This window comes from Falsiroseomonas sp. E2-1-a4, assembly GCF_051433165.1.
In the GTDB taxonomy this organism is placed as follows: domain Bacteria; phylum Pseudomonadota; class Alphaproteobacteria; order Acetobacterales; family Acetobacteraceae; genus Falsiroseomonas.
Genome location: NZ_JBHMFS010000034.1, coordinates 1 through 20,039 on the forward strand (window position 1 = coordinate 1; position 20,039 = coordinate 20,039).

Here is a 20,039-nt window from a genome sequence, read left to right on the forward strand (position 1 = left end):
AATAGCCGAGCCGATCGCCCTTGGTTGTGCCGTGTTACCTTTTCGCCGAGTGGTGGCAGCGGCGCGCCGCGCGCACTACCCAGCCAACGATACCGCTTAATTCGCAGCGTCCGCGGATCGTAAAGCATCCATACCACGCAACCTGATGGTTTGCGTGCCAAGCGTGTGCTGACGCTGACCTCAGCGGTCGCGGCGCCCTCCCAGCTCGCCTTCAGCTGGATGTGCCGCAGGCAGCCATTGGCGTCCAGCACGAGGTCATAGCCGGCGTCGTCCACCTCGCTCCGCAGCACCTCAAAATCAGCGATGCCGCGAAGCCAGAGGTCGGTGGCCAAATCCGCGCAGAGCCGCGCCTCCAGGATCTTCTTAAGCTTGATCGAGAAGATGGAAGGTCGGGCGGCGTTGCCGGGCGGAGGTCGGGGATTCGGCGGGAAAATACAGGAAAAGCAGCAGGTCTAGGACCTTGATGCCGCTTCCGTCGGCGCCACAGACCAACAATGTCATAACCTCACCATCCGTTTTCCCTGCTGAACGGAACAGGGAAAACGGATGGTCGAACAGAGAAGCAACCTGTGGCAGGCAACGCGCCTTTCTGCCGCTGGGTAGGTCCCGACACATCACTGCCCCCAAGGCCAGGCTAACTCTGCCGAGGTTGCCGCGCTGGTCGGCGTGCCGCCTGACGTCGCGCCAGCTCGCAGCGAACCCTGACCAAGCAGCCCTAAGGTGGCGGTGGCCGCGCCGGAGCGAGAATAATCCATATCTAGCGTGTCGGTGCGATCGCCGGTGCAGACGTCGAAGGACGGAATGTCCGGATAGCCGATCTCCTTCACATTGCTCGGCAGCGAGGCCACACCCAAACCGAAGGTGTGGATGAAGTTGGTCGAGCCCGTGGTGACCGGCGCACCGAGCAACAGCCGCAGCCAGTGCCCGATGCTGATCAGATCGACCGGCACCGTCCCTGCTCCAGCAGCACCACGCCAGCGTGCCCAGCGCCAGGATGGCGGGTGCGGCCTGCGCGACCGCGGTGGCGATGCCGGCGAATGCGATCGCCACAGAAGATCGTCGTCACCGCGAGGCCCAGGCGGGCCCCGACGCATGATGCGCCAGCCGTGGGTTCCGCGAGACCCACCCAGCGCGAGCCGCAATTGCCGTGGCATTTCAGCAGAATCACCACGGCTTGCCGTCCAATGGCTGGGTCGCAGAAGGCCCAGGCAATGCGACGGTGCCGGGTTTCGACGAACTAACCTATTGAATTCGAGATCACTCCAGGTCTGGCACACGCCTTGCCCTGTACTGCCCGGAGATGCAGCGCATGAGCGATTCCCCTGGAGGCTCGACCACCGTGGCCGTGACCGGCTGGATCATGACCTACCTGTGCGCCCAACCCGCCGCGTCGGACACGGTGCGCGGGATCCGGGAATGGTGGCTCAGCCGCGTCAGCCCGCCGCCACCGGAGGACGCCGTGCTCGCGATCCTGGAGGATCTGGCCCGTGCCGGGCTGGTGTTGCGCCAGGTCAATCCGGACCGGACGGTGCTGTGGTCAGCTGGCCCCGGCTTTTCCGCCCAGCCGAAGCGCGCTGCCGCAGGCCCGGGAGGTAGCCGGCCGTGAGCACCGCACTGCTTGCCGCCAGCCAGACCTTGCAGGCGCTGCTGCTGGCGGATCTGCAGGCGGACCCCGTGCTCCAGCTGCTGTTTCCGCCGCTGGGCACCTCCGTGGTGTCGATCGCCACGCCTGATGGCATGGTGGCGCAGGACCTGACCGGCGTGTCGGTCTGGCTCTACCGCGTGGCGCGCGATGAACAGCGGCTCAATCAGCCGCCGCTTCGCCTGCCGCCGGACCGTGTGCGGCCGCCGCCGCTGCCGGTGCGGCTGCATTACCTGCTGACGCCGGTGATGCGCAGCTCCGCCGGCGACCCAGCGCCGGAGACCGACCAGCACGTGCTTGGCGCCATCCTGCGCAGCTTCCACAGCCGCCCCTTGCTGAGCGGATCCTACCTCGCTGGCTCCCTCGCGGGCACCGACCGGCAGATCGCCGTGCGCTTGGAAAACCCAGGCCTGGAGGAGATCGCGCGCATCTGGGACACGCTGGAGCAGCCCTACCGCGCCAGCCTCTGCTACGAGGTCGGCATCATCGAGGTGGAGACGGCGCGGCTCGACGAACGCGGCCCGCTGGTGCTGGAATCCGCGCCATCGCTCGGCATCGCGGCGCATGTCCTGGGGGAGGCGACGCCATGAGTGTCGCGCCGCGCATCGTCCAGGCAGCCGGCCAGAACTGGCGCTTCCTGCCCGAAACGCCGCCCCTGACGCAGGCCAGCCGGGCACAGGTGCTGGCCCGCGCGCAGCTGATCGACGAATTGACCGGGCAGCCGCCCGCCGGCCGCCCGAGTGTGACCACACGCACGCCGGGCACGCACCCGGTCAGCAGCGAAGGCGGGCATATCGGCCTCAGCGGGCGCCCGGCGGCGCTGTTCGCCGCAGCCTGGCCGCTGCTGCCGCCATTCCCGCGGATCGACATGGCCGCCGTGCTGCCGGGCTTCATGCCGGTCACACGCATGGCTGACCTCGTGGCGCAGCCTGCCTGGCCCGCGGACTTCCTGCTGCATGATTTCGGCCAGGTCGATCTGCGCCGCCAGCCTACCTGGCTCAGCGGCCGCGTCGCCTCGCGCACCACCGGGCCGGTGGCGGGTGCGATCGTCGAGGTGGCCGAGATCTGGACCAGCTTCGTCGGCATTGCCGGGGCCGGATTGGTACCCAATGCGCTCAGCCTGCCGGCCGGCCTCTATGCCAGCCGGCCGGCCGGCGCGACGGTACGCCGGCGCGGCCTCAACCTGCAGCCGCCAAGCCAGACCTTGGCCCGCGCGGCCAATGCCGGTGACCGCGTCATCCGCCTGTCGGACCGGCAGGGCCTGCTGGTCAATCGGCCACTGGCGATCGCGGCGGGTGATCCGGAACGGGCCGAATTCATCCTGGTCATCGCCATCGATGCCGGCGCGGCGGCCGATCTGCCGGCGACGGTGACCCTGGCGCATCCCTTGGCGCGCGGCCATGACGCCGGCACCGCCGTGCAGCGCACCACCTTCGCCGGGGCAGGGGCCGTCAACACCATCGCCCGGCCGGCCCGCCGCGGCGACATCAGCCTGTTCACCAGCGGCCTTGCCGGCATCGCGCCGGGCAATTCGACCATCGAAATCATCGGCGGCGGCGCGGTCGCCGAATATCATGGCTTTGCCGCCTGGCGCAGCACTGCCGATGCCCAGGGCGCCTATCGCCTGCCGCCGATCCATCGCGCCGCGCATCTGCGCCTGCGCGCCTCAGGCAGCGGTCAACCCAATCCTGCCGAAATCGTCGTCAGCCTGACCAGCCCCGGCGAAGCAGCCGCCGACCTGCTCTTTCCGTAGGGAGACCGTCCATGCCCGAGTATCTGAGCCCAGGCGTCTATGTCGAGGAAATCGACACCGGGCCGAAGCCCATCGAGGGCGTCAGCACCTCGACCGCCGGGATGCTCGGGGTGGCCGAGCGCGGGCCAGTCAACGTGCCGATCCTGGTCACCAGCGCAGGCGAATATGATCGCTGGTTCGGCGGCATCCTGCCGATCGAGGAGTTCGCTGACGCCGCGGACCCGGACCGCGCGCACTGCTATCTTCCGCACGCCATCCAGGGCTTCTTCACCAATGGCGGCAAGCGGGCCTACGTGGTTCGGATTTTGCCGGAGGAGGCGCAGCGCGCTGAGAACTTCCTGTTCGATCGTGCGCAGCCGAACGATGCCAGCAGCCAGCTGCTGCGCCGCGCCGGCCAGGGCGAGGGCATTGCTGCCACGCCGCTGCTCTATGTGCTGGACCGCAGCAACGTGACGGCGGGGGACACGCTGCGCATCGGCGATGGCAGCCGCGCCGAATACCGCGCCTTGGCCAACCCGCCGTTTCCGGCCGCCGCCACGGCAATCCATCTTCCGCTGTCGGCGCCGCTGCTGCGTTCCCATGCTGCCGGCGCCAATATGCTGCGCATCGGCGCGGCAGGGGCGGCCATCGGCGCCGCCACGCTGGAGACGGCAGTCGTAGCCGGGGAGACCGCCGTCATCATCAACACCGCCGTCAACCTGGCCGCGGAGGCGCTGCCCTTCCTGGTGCGGCTGGTCGCCGGCGGCGTGACGCATATCGCGGCGGTACGGGAAGCGCCGGCGAATGTCGGTGCGAACCTGTTCCGCACCGTGCTGAACGAGGCGCTGCCGCAGCCCTTCGGCGCAGCGGCGGCGACGACGCTGACTTTGCTGACGTCCGGCGGCGCTGCCAACCGGGCGCTGGATGTCGCGGCTGCGCCGGGCGACGCAATGGCCTTCGTCGTCGTGCCGCCGGTGCTGCCGGCCGGCGACGTCATCGAGTTCGAGCCGGGCACCGCCAATCACGAGGTCCGGCTGCGTGGCACGCTCTCTACGCTGACGCTGAACCGGCCGTTGCCGGCCTTGGCCGAGCCGGGCACGCGGCTGGCGCATGTCACGCTGGCGGATGACGGGGCGATTACGGCCAAGGCGTTGACTGCCACCGCGTTGGCCGGGGCGCGCGTCGTGGCACTGAACGACCGGGTTGGCCTGGTGGTCGGCCAGGTGGTCCGCCTCGGCGCCGGGCCGACCGAGGCCTTCAATGTCATCGTCGCCATCCCCGGCGAACGCGGCGCCGCGCCGGATGCCGGCAACATCACGCTCGCCTCGGGCCTCGGCGCAGAGTATCTGACGGGGGTGGTCGTCGCCCCCCAGGTCGCGCCGGCCTTCCCGGCCGGCGGGCGGCAGGCGACGCGCACCATATTGGCCGCCGCGGCGGGCAGCGCGGACCTCGTGGTCGCGGCCGGGCAAGGCTACGCCGCCGGCGATGGCGTGCAGGTGAGCACGCCGGATGGCCGCGTCAGCTACCATCGCTTGGCCGTCAATGCCGCGCCCGGCAATGCCGGCCAGGTGCAGCTTGCAGGCGCGCTGTCCCGCACGCATGAAATGGGCGAGCCGATCGCCGAGCGCCGCGCGCTGCTCGAGGTGCAGGCGCTGGATGCCGGTGCCTGGGGCAACCGGCTTGTGCTCTCCGCAGAGGACGAGCCGACCGGCCTCGCCGCGCGCGCGCGGACCACGCTGCTGACGCCGCCCTTGCAGATGCGCGTCTCCAGCCTCACCGGCATCGAGGCCGGCACGCTCCTGCGCGTCGGCAATCCGGGCACCGGCAGTCAGATCCTGCTCAAGGTCCGCCGCACCGATGCCTCCAACGCCAGCGTCGTGCTGGATGGTCCCGGGCTGAACGCGGCGGCGCTGGCCTCGCTGGGGCCGATCGGTGGGCCGCTGGATGTCGCCAGCGTCGAGTTCCGCATCACCGTGCGGCTGCTGCGGAGGCCGGACCCGGCGGTGCCGTCGCGCAATACGCAGGTCATCGCCACGGAAATCTTCCGGCATCTTTCGCTGGACCACCGGCATAGCCGCTACGCGCCGTCCGTCATCGGCGACATCAATGGCGACCTGCGGCTGGAGGATCGCCGGCCGGAGGGCGAGTCGGCCTATATCCGGGTCAGCGACACGGCGGTGAATCCAGCGGCGACCGAGGCGATCCGGCCCGGCCCGGAAACCCTGGTGGATCCGCTGCCAACCGGGCAGACCTTGGCGGCGCGCCACACGCTGGCCAATGGCGACGACAGCCTCGCGACGCTGACGGACGTGACCTATATCGGCCACGACGACGCGGAGCCGATCAGCCGCACCGGGCTGCACGCGCTGCGCAACATCCAGCAGATCAGCCTGGTCGCCATCCCGGGCCAGGCAAGCCCGCAGTTGCAGGCCGAGCTGATCGCGCATTGCGAATTGATGCGCTACCGCTTCGCCGTGCTGGATGGCCGCACGCCGGAAGACAGCCTGTCCGACATCCAGGCGCAGCGGCAGGCCTTCGATACGAAATACGCCGCGCTGTATCACCCATGGCTCACCGTGCCGGACCCGACGCCGGACAACCTGGCGATCATCCGCGACTTTCCGCTGCCTCCCTCGGGCCACGTGCTCGGGGTCTATGCGCGGACGGACGAAGATCGCGGGGTGCATAAGGCGCCGGCGAACGAGGTGGTGCGCGGCGTCACCGGCCTGACGCGGCGGCTCAGCAAGGGCGAGCACGATATCCTCAATCCGGGCCCAATGAACATCAACGTCATCCGCGATTTCCGAGTCGATGGCCGCGGCATCCGCATCTGGGGCGCGCGCTGCATCACCTCCGATTCCGACCACAAGTACGTTCCCGTGCGGCGGCTGCTGATCTTCCTCGAACGCTCCATCGACCTCGGTCTGCAATGGGCGGTGTTCGAGGTGAACTCCGAGCCGCTCTGGGCCCGCGTGCGGCGCACCGTGGCCAACTTCCTCACCGATGTGTGGCGGTCCGGCGCGCTGGAAGGGGCGAAGGTGGAGGAGGCGTTCTTCGTCAAATGCGACCGCACGACGATGACGCAGACCGACATCGACAACGGCCGGCTGATTTGTGTGATCGGCGTGGCGCCGGTGAAGCCGGCCGAGTTCGTAATCATCCGCATTGGCCTGTTCACCGCCAACCGCGACGAATGAACGGCCATCCCAAGGAGGCACCCGCATGCCCACCGCCGAACGCAACGACCCCTACCACCACCACAATTTCCGCATCGAGATCGATGGCCTGACCGTCGGCGCCTTCTCGGAAGTCTCGGGCCTCGTCTCGGATGGCGATGCCGCGGATTACCGGGAGGGCACGGACAAGGTGAACTCCGTGCGCAAACTGCCCGGCCTGCGCAAATACACCAACATCGTGCTGAAGCGCGGCTACACGCAGAACAAGGAGCTGTGGGCCTGGTGGCGCAACATCGCCAACGGCCAGCAGGACCGCCGCAACGGCGCGATCATCCTGATGGATGAGGCGCGCAACGACGTGCTGCGTTGGAGCTTCGTTAGCGCATGGCCGAACAAGATCGAGGGCCCATCCCTCAACGCCGCCACCAACGAGGTCGCGATGGAGAGCATGGAGCTCATCCACGAAGGCCTGGACATCGAGATCTAGCATGGCCAGCCATCCCGACACGCCGGGCGTCTATCTGACGCGGGACGACCGCGCTGCCCGCGGCGTCGTCAGCCTGCGCACGGATGTTGCCGCGTTCACTGGGATTGCCGAGCGCGGGCCGCTGGCTGCGCCGGTGCGGGTCGAGACCTTTCGGCAGTTCGAGGCGGTGTTCGGTGGGTGCATCGGCTCGGGCTACCTGGCCTATGCGGTGCGCGCCTTCTTCGAGAATGGCGGCCGCACCTGCCTCGCGCTGCGCGTGGCGTCCGACGATCCGGAATTGGGCGCGGCAGCGGCCGGCATCACGCTGCAGGACGTGGCGGGGGTGGCGGCGCTGCGGCTTTCTGCCAGTTCGCCGGGCAGCTGGGGCGATGGCCTGGCCGTCATCGTCAACCCGGCCTGGCGCGCGGAGACCACCGCCGTGGCGCCGCCGCTGCTCGCAGAATGGCTGACGGTGGCAAATACCGATGGCTTTGCGGCTGGCGATTTCCTCCGCATCTCGCAACCCGGCGGGCCGGATGCGCATCGGCTGTTGCGGCTGGTGGAGCCGGGGCCGCGCCGGCTGCATTTCGACGCCGCGGTGGTGGGGATGATCGCCACCGCGCCGGTGCGGATCGAGGTGCTGGAATATGACGTCGCGGTGCAACGGAACGGCATGCCCGCCGCGCTCTATGCCCGCCTCAGCCTCAGCCCGCGCCACCCGCGCCACATCGGCACGGTGCTGCGCGCGCGGTATCCCGACGACCAGGGGCGGCTGGAGGGCGTGCCGCCGCTGCTCACCGCCAGTCTCGCGGAGACCGCAACTTTGCGGCCGCTCGACGTGACCGCCGGCGAAGCCATGGTGCTACGCGACGGGCGCGACGGGCTGGGCGGGCTGACCGCCGCGGATTTCGTCGCTGCGCTGGGCCTGCTGGAGCCGCTGCGGGACGTCTCGGTCCTGGCAGTGCCCGACATCCACATCCAGCCCGTGCGCGGCCTGCGCCTGCCCTACACGCCGCCAACGCTCGATCCCTGCGCATTATGCCCGCAACCCGCGCTCCCGGCCGCGCCCATCCCGCCGCCCGAGGAGGATTTGCCGCCGCCATTCGGTCTGGTCGCGATCGAGCAGGTGCAGGCGGCGATGCTGGAACAATGCGAGCGCCTGCGCGACCGCGTCGCATTGCTGGACCCGCCATTCGCCACCATCCGCAACGACGCGCTGGGCATCGGCGGGTTGCAGGCCTGGGGCAGCCGCTTCGACTCGTCGTTCGGCGCATTGTACGCGCCCTGGATTGCCGTACCCGATCCGCTGCAGACCGCGCCGACGCGCATGATTCCGCCGAGCGGCCATGTGGCTGGGCAGTTGGCGGCGACGGATCTGGCAAGCGGGCCGCATTGCGCGGCGGCCAATGTGCCGCTGGTCTGGGCGCAGCGCGCCAGCCTCGACATCGACCCGGTGCGGCACGGCCTGCTGAATGCCGAAGGCGTCAACATCATCGCCGCGCGGGATGGCCGGCCACTGCGCATCCTCGGCGCGCGCACCGTCTCCAGCGACCCGACCTGGCGGTTCTTCCCGGTGCGGCGGCTCATCTGCATGTTGCGTCGTGCGCTGGACGCCGCGACGCAATGGGCGGTGTTCGAGCCGAATGACGAGGAGACCCGCGCGCTGCTGACGCAGAGCATCGGCATCTTCCTGGAATCATTGCGCGAAGGCGGCGCGCTGGCTGGTGCGCGGCCGGTGGAAAGTTACCGCGTGCGTTGCGACGAGACCAACAACCCGCCCGCCGGCCGCGGCCGCGGTGAGTTGGTCGTGGATATCGCGGTGGCGCCGTCCATCCCGTTCGAATTCATCCTGCTGCGGCTCGGCCGGCTCGATCAGTCCTTTGAGCTGGTCGAACAGGGCCGGCTGGTCAACGAATTGCAGGGAGCCGCGTGATGGCGAAGCGCCGCGATCCGCTGCTCGGCTGCAACTTCTCCGTCGTGCTGCTGAATTCCAAGAGCGCGAGCGGGCCGGGCACTGGCACCATCGCACTGACCACGGCCGGCGCGAAAAGCTACGCCGGATTTTCGGAGGTCAGCGGGCTCGAAGTGCAGATGGCCGTCGAGAACTACGAGTCGGGCGGGCAGAACGGCGCGGTGCTGAAGTTTCCGGGCCGAATGAAGTGGTCGAATCTGGTGCTCAAGCGCGGCGTCATCGGCCGCCGCGATCCGCTCGACGACAGCGATCTGTGGACCTGGTTCAACGAATTCCTGGAAGGCCGCGGCATCCGCAAGGACGGCATGATCACGCTGCTCAGCCTCGCCGGCAAGCCGGTGCATGTCTGGTCGTTCAAGCGCGGGCTGCCGGCGAAGTGGACCGGGCCGTCGTTGATTGCCGGCCGCAGCGAAGTCGCCATCGAGGCGATCGAGATCGCGCATGAGGGCATCAAGCGCGAGGACGCGGGCGGCGCGCTGGGCCGCGCCGTGTCCGGCGTCATCGAGGCGATTTTCTGAGGAGGACGCGCCGTGCAGGTGGAAATCGATGAGGTGGTGAGCACGATCCGCGTGACCGACGGCGCCAGCCTGGACGCGCGGCAGATGCACGCGCTGGTGCAGACGGTGCTCGGCGCCGTCGAGGAACGCCTGGCGCGCAACCAGCGCCAGGCGGATGGCGTGCGCATCCCCGATGACGGCCGCGGCGGCGTCAGCCGCGCCGGCATCGGGCAACTGGGCAGCAGCCTGCCATGAGCACCAACCCACCGCCCGGCCGCGCCTACATCGTGGCGCATTGGAAGGCCGGCGATGCGACGCTGCCGGTGCAGTACAACCCGACCGAGATCGCGCTGGAGAAGAAGCTCCAATTTGCCGAAATCACGATCCCCGGCCTGAGCGGCCCGCTGCATCAGTTCGTTCGCGGCCAGGCTGAAACGCTGACCATCGAGCTATTCTTCGACACTTCCGACCAGGGCATGGGCGCGCAGGCCGTCAGCGTCGCGACCGAGACCGACAAGATCTATTCGCTCGCGCGAATCGAGCCCGAAGGGCATGCGCCGCCGACCATTTCGATATTCTGGGGCGCCGGCTTTCCGGGCTCCCAACTGGCCGCGAACCTCGATGGCGGAACGCGCGTCAACGGCCAGCGGCGCAACAGCTTCACCGGCGTGATCACCGGCATCCGGCAGACCTTCACGCTGTGGAGCGTCGGCGGAATGCCACTGCGCGCGCGGCTGACGCTGACCATCGCCGAGTTCAAGACGCTGAAGGAACAGCTGGATGAACTGAATCTTAGCTCGCCGGACCGCACGCATGGCCATGTCCTGACATCCAGCGACCAACTTTGGTCGGTGGCGCAGCGCTACTACAGCCGGCCCGGCGAATGGCGGCGCGTGGCCGAGGGCAACGGCATCGCCGACCCGCGCCGGCTGACGCCGGGCCTGAGGCTGGCGGTACCTGCCATAACGGCCGGGCGGGCAGTACGATGACGGTTTTTCGTTCCGTCCTGGAAGAAGCCGTCCGCGAGGAAAACCGCTTCTTCTACGCGCCCGCCTTCCAGGTCCGCATCGATGGCGAGAACCTGCCGCAAGGCGTGCTGCGGGACGTCATGGAGCTGCGCTACATCGACAGCCTGACCGAGATCGACCGCTTCGAGATGACGGTCAACAACTGGGATTCCGACCGCCGCCGCTTCAAGTTCATCGGTTCCGAGCCCGACGACTACATGACCTCTGGCGATGCCGAGACGCGGCTGTATCGGCTGTTCCAGCCCTGCGAAAAAACCGTGGAGATCAGGCTCGGCTACGCCGACCGGCTGCTCACCATGATGCTGGGCAACTTCACCCAGATGGAGCCGAACTTCCCGGCCAACGCCGCGCCGTCGCTCACCGTTACCGGGCTCAACGTGCTGCACCAGCTGCGGCGCAAGAAGTACAGCACGTCCTGGACGCGGCAGAAGCCCAGCGCCATCGCGCGCAATATCGCCACGCTGCGTGACGGATCGCGGCAGCGTTTCCCGCTGCCCATCGCCGTCAGCGCGGAGGCCGAGGCGGCCGAGCCGGCGCTGGACTACACCGCGCAGGCCAACGAGCACGACGTGGATTTTCTGCTCAATCTGGCGCGCCGCCACGCCTATGAGGTGCTGATCCAAGAAGCGGACGAGGAAGCCGGTACGCCACGCCGACTGTGGTTCGGCCCGCCTGCCGCATCGCGCCCGCGCACCAATTACCAGCTGGATTGGGGCCGTACGCTCATCGACTTCAAGCCGGTCATCACCGCGCACAACCAGGTGCAGTCCGTCACCGTGCGCGCCTGGGACCGCCAGGCGCGCCGCACGATCAAGGAGACCATCCGCTTCGACGCGCCGGAACTCCGCAACCTGAATGCGGACCTGCATGAATTCATCCTTTGCGATCCGCGCGAGGACCTCGTGGTGGAGCGCGTACTGGACAACTGCCTGCATGCGCGAGACCTCGCCACCGCGATCCTGCGCGACCGCGTCGCCGGCGTGATCAAGGCCACCGGAACCGCCGTCGGCCTGCCGGAGCTGCGTGCCGGCACGAAGGTGTTCATCGGCGAGATGGGCGCGCGGCTGTCGGGCGAATACCTCGTCACCAAGACGACGCACAGCCTCAACGACGAGGGCTACAAGGTCCGCTTCGAGGCGCGGCGGGAGCACATCCCGGATGTCCGCCATACGCCGAGGGCGCGCGCATGAGACCGGGCAGCATGACCGGCCTCGTCATCGGGCTGGTGACGGATGTCAACGATCCGGAGAACCAGGGCCGAGTGATGGTCAGTTACCCCTGGCTGGACGACAGTCTGCAAAGTCCGTGGGCGCCGGTTTGTTCACACTTGGCGGGGCATGATCGCGGGTTCTTCTTCATGCCGCAGGTGGATGACGAGGTGCTGGTCGGCTTCCTGCAAGGCGACTTCAACCATCCGGTCGTGCTCGGCAGCCTGTGGAATGGCCAGACCGACACGCCATCGCCGGACCCGCGCCAGCGCATGATCCGCTCGGTCAACGGCCACACCATCCGCTTCGTCGATTCCACGCCGAATGGCGGCGACCTCGGCGCGTTGATCATCGAGGACGGGCACGGCAACACCATCACGCTGTCGAACTCCATGATCACCATCAATGCCACCGCGGTGCTGCGGCTCGACGCCCCGGTGGTGATGATCGCCAACCGCGTCGTCACACCCTCCGCCAATCCGATCTGAGCGCAGCATGGCAAGCATCGACATCCCGCTGCCCGAGGCGCTGACGAAGTTCATGGAGGTGCCGAAATGCATCGACCTCAGCCTGCCCAAGCCCAACCTGCCGCAGCTGCGGCTGCCCACCGGCGGCACCATCAAGGGCATCGCCGACATCACCAAGGGGATCCCCAGCGATTGTTCGATGAACGCGTCGCTGATGCGGCAGATCGCGCCGATCATGGCCAGCATGGAATGCCTGTTGAAGCTGCTGAAATTCGTCGGTGTGCTGATCGACACCTTCAAGGAATTGAGCAGCGGCAACGTCACCGCGATTCCCGGCGGCCTCGCCAAGATCGCCGAGGCCGGCAAAGAGGTGCTGCCCTGCATCGGCATGGCCATCGGGTTGACCATTCCGCCCTTCATCAAGGACCTGATCCTGCTGATCGTGAAGATGCTGAAATGCGCGCTGCAGGCGCTGAAGAGCGTGATCAAGGTACTCGACGGGCTGGAACTGGAGATCAGCACCGCGGCGCAGAACGGCAACGACCTGCTGGTCGCCCAGCTCGAATGCGCCAAGGAGAACGCAATGAATGCCGCCGACGGCGCGTTGCAGGCGATCGACCCCATCGCGACCGTGCTGCAACTCGCCGCGCCGTTCTTCGAGCTGGTGCCGGGCGCTCCGGCGATCGAGCTTCCGTCGCTTGCTTCCGACGGCTCGATCGACGGGCTGAAGACGCTGGTGGAGACGCTGGAGGAGGTGGTGCTGGTGCTCGAAGGCATCGCCGAGGCACTGCCGGTATGAGCCTGGCAACATGAGTACGTCCATATGAGCACGCCGGCGCCCCCCTTCCGCCCCGAGCCGCGCGCCTATCTCGGTGACGGGCTTGCCTTTCCGCTGACGGTGACGCCGCAGGGCCGGCTGGCGCGTGCCTTCGGCGAGGCGAAGATCGAGCAAGCGATCTGGTTCCTGCTCGGCACCGTGCTTGGCGAGCGCGTGATGCGGGCCGATCTGGGTTGCGGCGCGCACGACCTGCTGTTCGCGCCCAATACGCCGGCCACCGTGGTGCGCGTTACCGACCAGGTGCGCCGCTGCCTGACGGCGCAGGAGCCGCGCATCGCCGTGCTGGATGTGGAAGCCGAGACCTCGGACGCCGATCCCAGCCTGCTGCTGATCCGCATCGGCTACCAGGTGCACGCCAACAACGCGATCGGCAACCTGGTCTATCCCTTCTTCATTCGCGAGGGAGTCTGAACGCCATGCCGCTCGCCGATGGCTTCCCCCGGCTGGACGATCGCCGCTTCGCCGACATCGTCAACGAGGCGCGCGCCCGCATCCCGCGCTATACGCCGGAATGGACCGACTACAACGCCGGCGACCCCGGCTTCGCGCTGATCGAGCTGTTCGCCTGGATGAGCGAGATGCTGCTGTACCGGCTGGGTCGCGTGCCGGAACTGAACTACCTGAAATTCCTGGAGATGGTCGGCATCGAGCTGGCCCCGGCGCGCCCCGCCACCGCCATCGTCAGCTTCCCTGTCCGCGCCGGCTTCGCCGCCGACAGCGTCAGCGTGCCCTCCCGCACCAGTGTCGAGGCCGCGCAGCCGGACGATGCGGGGCCCGTCGTGTTCGAGACCGAGCGGCCACTGACCGCGTTTCGGTCGCGGCTGGAGGCGGTGCAGGCGTTTGATGGCTATGCCTATGCGGATCTCACGCAGGCCAATGCCAGCCTCGCCGGCTTCCTGCCGTTCGGGCCGCTGGCCAAGCCCGGCGCCTCGCTGATGCTGGGCTTTTCGAGCGACGCCCCGCTACCGCTTGCGGGCGAGTTGAGCCTGGCCTTCTGGCCCGCCGCAAACCGGCCGGTGCCACCGCCGAGCCCTTGCGGTGGCGGCAGCGTGCGCGTCGTCGCGCCGGCGCGACTGGTGTGGGAATTCTGGGCCGGCACGGAATGGCGCCCGCTCACCCTGTTCAGCGACGACACGCTGGCGCTGACCCGCTCCGGCATCGTGCTGCTGCGCATGCCCGGCAAGGCGGAAGCGGTGGCGGCGAAGCTCGGCCGCCGCACCGACGCCAACCGCTGGTGGATGCGCGCGCGGCTGGACCGCGCCAGCTACGAGTCGGCGCCCCTGCTGCAAGGCGTACGCGCCAATGCGGTACGCGTGCTGCAGGCGCGCTCCGTCGCCAACGAGGTGCTGGGCGGCAGCGAGGCGACGCCGGGGCAGATCTTCGTGCTGGCCAATGCGCCGGTCCTGGATGGCTCGCTGCGGCTGGACGTGGACGAGATGGGAACCGCCGAAGCCTGGACCGAGGTGGCGGACTTCTTCGGCTCCACGCCCGATGACCCGCACTACGTGCTGAACCGCACCACCGGCGAGTTGCGCTTCGGCGACGGCACGCGCGGCCGCATCCCGGCGGCCAACCCCGACAACCCGCAGGCCAATATCATCGCCCGCTTCTACCGCTTCGGCGGCGGCCGTCGCGGCAACCTGGCGGCGGGGCAGATTACCACGGCGATGACGTCGCTGCCCGGCATCGACGTTGGGAAGCTAACCAATCCCGTCGCCAGCGAGGGCGGTACGGATGAGGAGAGCCTGGACGCCGCCATCCAGCGCGCGCCGGTCACGTTGAAGGCACGCGACCGTGCGGTGACGGCGGAGGATTTCGAACTGCTGGCCCGGCAGGCCGGCCCCATCGCCCGCGCCCACGCCATGCCGCTGCATCATCCGGAGTTTCCCGGCATCGCCGTGCCGGGCGTCGTCACGGTGCTGGTGGTGCCGGATACCGCCGGGCCCGCGCCGGCCCCTAGCGAAGCGCTGCTGCGCACGGTCTGTGCGCATCTGGACCAGCGCCGGCTGCTGACCACGGAGCTGTACGTCACCGGTCCAAGCTACGTGGATGTGGACCTGCGGCTCGACGTGATTGCCACCGAGGACGCCGATACCGCGGCGCTGACGGCGGCGGTCGAAGCGGCGCTGCGGCGCTACCTGGATCCGCTCGGCGGCGGGGCCGATGGGCTGGGCTGGCCGTTCGGCGGCACGCTGTTCTTCGGCGAGCTGTATCGCCGCGCCCTGCTGCCCGGGGCGGCGCGGGTGCCGGAACTTGCCATCACGCTGCGCGGCGTGGAGCAGCCGCTCTGCCAGGATGTAGCGATCCCGGCGGGCGCGCTGGTGCGGCTCGGGCAGGTCAACGTGGCGGTGCGCTTCGACGCGCTGGAGGTGCCCGCGTGACCTCCGCCGCCGCGCTCCTGCCGCCGCCGCCACGCCCGCCGCACGATCCGCTGTGGCAGTCGCTGGATGGCGGCCTGGGCTGGCGCCTGATGTCCGGCGGCGGCCTTGTGGAGCACCCCGGCTCCGGCGCCTTGGAGATGGCGGCGCTGCCTGGCATGGCGCGCAGCATGGGCGAGCCGAATGGCAGCCTGGGGGGGCTGCTGCTGCCCGGCAGCATGACGCTGGACGAGGCCGGCAACCTCTGGCTGCTCGATCGGGCACGCCGGGTGTTGCGCTGGTTCGACCGCTGCGAGTGCCGCTTCGTCGATGCCGCCTGTCAGGGCGTGGCGCTGGTGGATCCGCGCGCGATTTGTGCCGATCACGGACTACTGTATATCGCCGATGCCGGGCCGCCCGGGCGCCTGCTGGTGCTGGATGCCCGCGCGATGACGCTGCGCGCCAGCTGGGCGCCGCCCCGCGCCGTGCCGGCCTGGCAGCCAACCGCCGTGGCGGTGCGCCGGGGCGAGGTGTTGGTTGCCGACGCCGCGCGCGGCGTGCTGCATCGCTTCACCAGCTGGGGCGGTCATGCCGGCGGCTGGGCTGGGTTTGGCGCCATCTCCCGCATCGCGGTGGATTGCGCTGGCGCGCTGCATCTGGTCCGCCCGGGCCTCGACAGCGTGGACATCCGCGACGGTGCCGGCCGCCTCCGCGGCACCGAACGCGACCCAACTGCTATCGCTGCCAACTTCCCCGACCCGCCGCTCCCGGTCTCCCGCGACGGCGCGGTGGATCTCGGCGGCTGGTGCGAGGGCGCCGGCTGGTTCGACCTAGCGGGCACGCCCATCCCGCCACCGCCCACCGCCGAGGGCCTATACCCGGCTGTCGCCGCCGCCCTGCTCGGCCCGCTCGACAGCAGCATCGCCCGTTGCCAGTGGCACCGCATCATCCGCGACGCGGCCTTGCCGAGCCACGGCGCCATCCGCGTCGAGACGGCCGTCGCGGAAACCGTGCTGCCCGACAGCGTCCTCGCCGCGCTCCCCGACTCCGCCTGGGCCGAGGTGCCGCTGGGCGCGCCGGCGCAGAGCGAGGCGCTGATCCTCAGCCCGCCCGGCCGGTATCTCTGGCTGCGGCTGACCCTGACCAGCGATGGCGCCGCGACGCCGGCGCTGCGGCGCCTCGACATCGAATATCCGCGCATCCCGCTGCGCCGCCACCTGCCCGCGGCGTTCGGCGCCGACCCTGGCGCGGCGGCCTTCGCCGACCGCTTCCTTGGCCTGTTCGACCGCGGCTTCCGCGACATCGAGCGGCGGCTGGACGACCAGGCGGCGCTGTTCGATGCCCGCAGCACCCCGTCGGCCATGCTGCCCTGGCTGGCCAGCTGGGTCGGCATCACGCTCGACCGGCGCTGGCCGGAGGCGCGGCGGCGCGACTATCTGCGCCAGGCAGGCAAGCTGTTCGCCTGCCGCGGCACCTGGCCGGGCCTGCGCGGCGCGCTGCTGCTGTGGCTCGGCTGGTCGCGGCTGGATGGCCTGCTGCAACCGCCGGCCAGCTGCGCGCGGCCCTGCCCGGCACCGCTGCCCTGTCCGCCGCTGCCGCTGCTGGTGCTGGAGCATTGGAAGCTGCGCCGCTGGCTGTTCCTCGGCGCCGGGCGGATCGGCGACGCGGCGGAACTGTGGGGCGCGGCGCTGATGGGCCGCAGCCAGCTCGACCGCACCGCGCAAACCGGCGTGACCCGGCTCGACACCACGCGCGACCCGCTGCGCGACCCGTTCCATCGATCGGCGCACCAGGTCACGGTCTTCGTCCCGGCCCATGCGGTGCGCGACCGGCCGTCGCGCGGCGCGCTCGACCGGCTGCTACGTGACAACCTGCCGGCCCAGGTGCAGGCGCGGGTCGAGCCGGTGCATCCCCGCATGCGGATCGGCGTGCAGGCCAGCATCGGCTTCGACAGCGTGGTGGGCTGCTGGCCCTCGGGCATCGCGCTAGGCCAGGCCGTCCTGGGCCGCGCCACCGTGCTGCCCGCCGCAGTTCCGCCGCCATCGCTGCCGCCGCGCATCGGGCGCGATGCCCGCCTCGGCTGGCCCCACCAGTCCCCGCGTCCCCGCACAACCGGTCAGGCGACACCATGAGCCACACCTATCTCCAGGCGAGCCCGTGCTGCGGCGAGGAGGACTGTGCGCCGCAAAGCCTCACGCGCAACAACTACTTCACTGGCAAGCTGCTGGTGGAGCGCGACTTCACCGATGAGCAGCGCTACTTCCGGGAGAAGATCCGCCTGCACCACCAGCGCCTGCACGGCGTCGGCGTGGTCTGCGGGCTGGAGCTGGCACCGCATCCCAACCCCGCCTGCCGGGATCGCATGTTCGTGCTGCAGCCGGGCGGGGCGCTTGATTGCTGTGGCCACGACATCCTGGTGATCGAGCCGGAAACCATCGAGCTCGCCAGCTTTCCGGAGGTGCAGGCGCTGATCGAGGCGGCGGCGCAGTCCACCGGCACGCCGCCGGCGCATCGGCTGCAGGTCTGCCTGCACTACAGCGAATGCCCGACCGAGGACGTGCCGGTGCTGTTCGACGAATGCGGCTGCGACGACACGCAATGCGCGCCCAACCGCATCCTGGAATCCTACGCGCTCGACATCCGCATCGATCCGCCGCACGCGGTGTTCAACCCAGGCGGGGCGAGCGTCACCTGGGCCAGCACCATGGCGATCGCCCATGCCCGCCACATCGCGATCGATGAGGTGAATGGCCGCCTGTTCGTGGTCAGCGAGGCGCCGGCCGCGCTGTACCAGCTGCGCCTCGCCAATGGCGCCGTCGAGGCATCGGTAGCGCTGCCGACGGCGGCAACGGGCCTCGCGGTCGCGCCGGATGGGGCGCAGGTCTATGTCGCCCGGCAGGACGGCACCAACCCACATATCCTGGCGGTGTTTGCGCCGGACGGCGTTGGTGGCATCGGCGCGGGGCCGGTGGCCGAAGCGCCGATCCCCGGCACCGCGGCCGCCGCCGTCGCGCTGTGGACGCTGCCGGATGGCCGCCTGTTGGGCGTCGGCGAGACCGGCGGGCTGGTGCGTCTTTGGGCGGCGGGGGTGGCGGCGCCGAACGTCGTCGCGGCGACCCGCGACATCGGCGCGGATCGGCGCTGCATCGGCATCAGCGGCGCCATCGCCTATCTTGTCGCCCCCGGCACAAATATGGTGTTCAGCCTGGATCTTGCGCTGGCAGCCCTGCCGGAGACGGCGATTGCCGGCGTTCCTGCGGCGGCGAAGCTCGCGGGCGGCGCGGTGATGGCCTCCACCGCGCCGGACCGCCTGCTGCTGCTCGACACCGTGGCGCCCGCCGCCATCGTGATCGACGCCGCCGGCGGGGCGCCGCTGGGCACCGCCGCGCTGGCGCAGGCGCCGTTTGCTGCGAGGGTCGCGACCGGCGGCGCCTTTGCGCTGATCCTGCAGGCCGATGCGGCGGGCCATGGCTTCGTCCAGGCCTTGTCTGTCGGCGCGCTAGCAGCCGGGCTCACCGCGCATGCGACGCCGCCGGTCCCGGTTGGCGACAAGCCCGGCGACCTCGAGATCGGTGCCGGTGCCGGCTATGTCGCCTACGCGGATGTGCTGGCGACGCCGGGCGTCGGCGGCGTCGCGGTGCTGGCGGTGTCGGCGCTGGATTGCGCGGACGCGCTGCGCGGCGGCGATTGCGCCGGCTGCGTGGAGCCCGATTGCGTGGTGCTCGCCACCATCGAGAACTGGCGGCCCGGCTTCCGGCTGGACGCCATGCCGCCTGGCGTCACCGATCCGGTGACGGATTTGGCGACGGGCCTGGCGCGGCTGAACAACCGCCTCGGGCGCATTCATCTGCCCAGCACGCAGGCGATCACCAATGCCCTGCTCTGCCTCATCGCGCGCGGCGGTGGCGGCGCGGGCACGCAGGGTCCACCCGGGCCGGCCGGGCCGCCGGGGGCGACCGGGCCTGCCGGACCGGCGGGCCCGCCAGCGGGGCAGGGACCGGCCGGCCCACCCGGTGGGCGAGGACCAGCCGGGCCAGCCGGACCGCAGGGGCCGACCGGACCAACCGGGCCGCAAGGGCCCGCGGGGCCGGGACCGGAGCCGGAGGACCTGACGCATGTCTGCGCCATCAATTGGCGCCATCGGGACCGTATCGGGCTGGAGGAACTGCGAGGCGGCCTGATTATTGCCTTCGACCGGCCGGTCCGGCTGGAGGACATCACGGACCTGACCTTCGAGGTGCAGGTGCAGGTCCCCAACCCGCAGCAGCGCGTCACCTGCTGGTGCAATTGGGATGCCGAGGCAATCCAGGGGCTGGTGCTGGAGCAGCGCTGCCGGCCCGAAACCGGCTTCGGCACCAGCCAAGGGCCGCTGGTGGACGGGGTTCGCTGGTACCCCAACGGCATACCGGCTGGCGTCTTGGAGGGCGATGGCTGGGTCCGGGTGCTGCTGCACGGCGACCACATTCGCGACGAGCGGGACCGCGCGCTGGATGGCAACCACCTGCCGCCCTGGCTGCCCGCCCGGCACAGCGGGGACGGCATCGAAGGCGGGCTGTTTGAAAGCTGGTTCCAGCTGCGGCGCGGCTGATCAACCCATTGGCGGGAGCGCGAAGCGTGCAATCAATCCCAGACGGCAGCGGCTTGGCGGCAGGTGGC

General features: G+C 69.9%; 18 protein-coding genes. 16 read left to right on the forward strand and 2 right to left on the reverse strand.

Annotated elements, in window-relative coordinates:
* On the reverse strand, positions 1-332 hold a 332-nt coding region (locus ACFHNC_RS23205; RefSeq protein WP_437171621.1), incomplete at its 3' end, for a group I intron-associated PD-(D/E)XK endonuclease.
* A 282-nt stretch (positions 333-614) separates the two neighbouring features.
* Positions 615-1,154 carry a phage tail tube protein gene (locus tag ACFHNC_RS23210; protein ID WP_437171622.1) on the reverse strand — a complete coding sequence of 180 codons (540 nt, stop codon included), beginning with the start codon at positions 1,152-1,154 and terminating at the stop codon, positions 615-617.
* A gap of 155 nt (positions 1,155-1,309) precedes the next feature.
* Here ACFHNC_RS23210 and ACFHNC_RS23215 point away from each other — a divergent pair, with 155 nt between their 5' ends.
* The 16 genes from ACFHNC_RS23215 to ACFHNC_RS23290 are packed head-to-tail and all read left to right on the forward strand — an operon-like array spanning position 1,310 to position 19,971.
* Entirely contained in the window at positions 1,310-1,606 is a 297-nt protein-coding gene (locus ACFHNC_RS23215; protein WP_437171623.1) for a hypothetical protein, read from the forward strand.
* Entirely contained in the window at positions 1,603-2,232 is a 630-nt protein-coding gene (locus ACFHNC_RS23220; RefSeq protein WP_437171624.1) for a DUF4255 domain-containing protein, read from the forward strand. The genes ACFHNC_RS23215 and ACFHNC_RS23220 overlap by 4 nt, the downstream gene beginning before the upstream one ends.
* Entirely contained in the window at positions 2,229-3,395 is a 1,167-nt protein-coding gene (locus tag ACFHNC_RS23225) for a hypothetical protein (protein WP_437171625.1), read from the forward strand. The genes ACFHNC_RS23220 and ACFHNC_RS23225 overlap by 4 nt, the downstream gene beginning before the upstream one ends.
* Before the next feature lie 11 nt (positions 3,396-3,406).
* Positions 3,407-6,571, forward strand: a complete 3,165-nt coding sequence (locus tag ACFHNC_RS23230; RefSeq protein WP_437171626.1) for a phage tail sheath subtilisin-like domain-containing protein — start codon at positions 3,407-3,409, stop codon at positions 6,569-6,571.
* A gap of 25 nt (positions 6,572-6,596) precedes the next feature.
* A complete protein-coding gene (locus ACFHNC_RS23235) occupies positions 6,597-7,037 on the forward strand; it encodes a phage tail protein (RefSeq protein ID WP_437171627.1) in 441 nt (146 codons plus the stop codon).
* A 1-nt stretch (position 7,038) separates the two neighbouring features.
* The gene (locus ACFHNC_RS23240) at positions 7,039-8,949 is read left to right on the forward strand and encodes a phage tail sheath family protein (RefSeq protein ID WP_437171628.1); all 1,911 of its coding nucleotides are present in this window, start codon (positions 7,039-7,041) and stop codon (positions 8,947-8,949) included.
* The gene (locus tag ACFHNC_RS23245; protein WP_437171629.1) at positions 8,949-9,506 is read left to right on the forward strand and encodes a phage tail protein; all 558 of its coding nucleotides are present in this window, start codon (positions 8,949-8,951) and stop codon (positions 9,504-9,506) included. Before ACFHNC_RS23240 ends, ACFHNC_RS23245 begins: the two co-directional genes overlap by 1 nt.
* A gap of 12 nt (positions 9,507-9,518) precedes the next feature.
* Complete coding sequence (locus ACFHNC_RS23250) at positions 9,519-9,740, forward strand: hypothetical protein (protein ID WP_437171630.1); 222 nt, start codon at positions 9,519-9,521, stop codon at positions 9,738-9,740.
* A 32-nt stretch (positions 9,741-9,772) separates the two neighbouring features.
* Positions 9,773-10,474 carry a CIS tube protein gene (locus ACFHNC_RS23255; protein WP_437171631.1) on the forward strand — a complete coding sequence of 234 codons (702 nt, stop codon included), beginning with the start codon at positions 9,773-9,775 and terminating at the stop codon, positions 10,472-10,474.
* Positions 10,369-11,703 (forward strand): phage late control D family protein, encoded by a 1,335-nt coding sequence (locus ACFHNC_RS23260; RefSeq protein WP_437171632.1) that lies wholly within the window; start codon positions 10,369-10,371, stop codon positions 11,701-11,703. The genes ACFHNC_RS23255 and ACFHNC_RS23260 overlap by 106 nt, the downstream gene beginning before the upstream one ends.
* Positions 11,704-11,714: 11 nt before the next feature.
* Positions 11,715-12,209, forward strand: coding sequence for a phage baseplate assembly protein V (locus tag ACFHNC_RS23265; protein ID WP_437171633.1), 495 nt, complete (start codon positions 11,715-11,717; stop codon positions 12,207-12,209).
* Positions 12,210-12,216: 7 nt separating this feature from the next.
* Positions 12,217-12,987, forward strand: a complete 771-nt coding sequence (locus ACFHNC_RS23270; protein WP_437171634.1) for a hypothetical protein — start codon at positions 12,217-12,219, stop codon at positions 12,985-12,987.
* A 24-nt stretch (positions 12,988-13,011) separates the two neighbouring features.
* Complete coding sequence (locus ACFHNC_RS23275; protein ID WP_437171635.1) at positions 13,012-13,437, forward strand: GPW/gp25 family protein; 426 nt, start codon at positions 13,012-13,014, stop codon at positions 13,435-13,437.
* A 5-nt stretch (positions 13,438-13,442) separates the two neighbouring features.
* Entirely contained in the window at positions 13,443-15,407 is a 1,965-nt protein-coding gene (locus ACFHNC_RS23280; protein ID WP_437171636.1) for a putative baseplate assembly protein, read from the forward strand.
* A complete protein-coding gene (locus tag ACFHNC_RS23285) occupies positions 15,404-17,515 on the forward strand; it encodes a phage tail protein (protein ID WP_437171637.1) in 2,112 nt (703 codons plus the stop codon). Before ACFHNC_RS23280 ends, ACFHNC_RS23285 begins: the two co-directional genes overlap by 4 nt.
* Positions 17,512-19,971, forward strand: coding sequence for a hypothetical protein (locus tag ACFHNC_RS23290; RefSeq protein ID WP_437171638.1), 2,460 nt, complete (start codon positions 17,512-17,514; stop codon positions 19,969-19,971). Before ACFHNC_RS23285 ends, ACFHNC_RS23290 begins: the two co-directional genes overlap by 4 nt.
* Positions 19,972-20,039 lie beyond the last annotated feature (68 nt).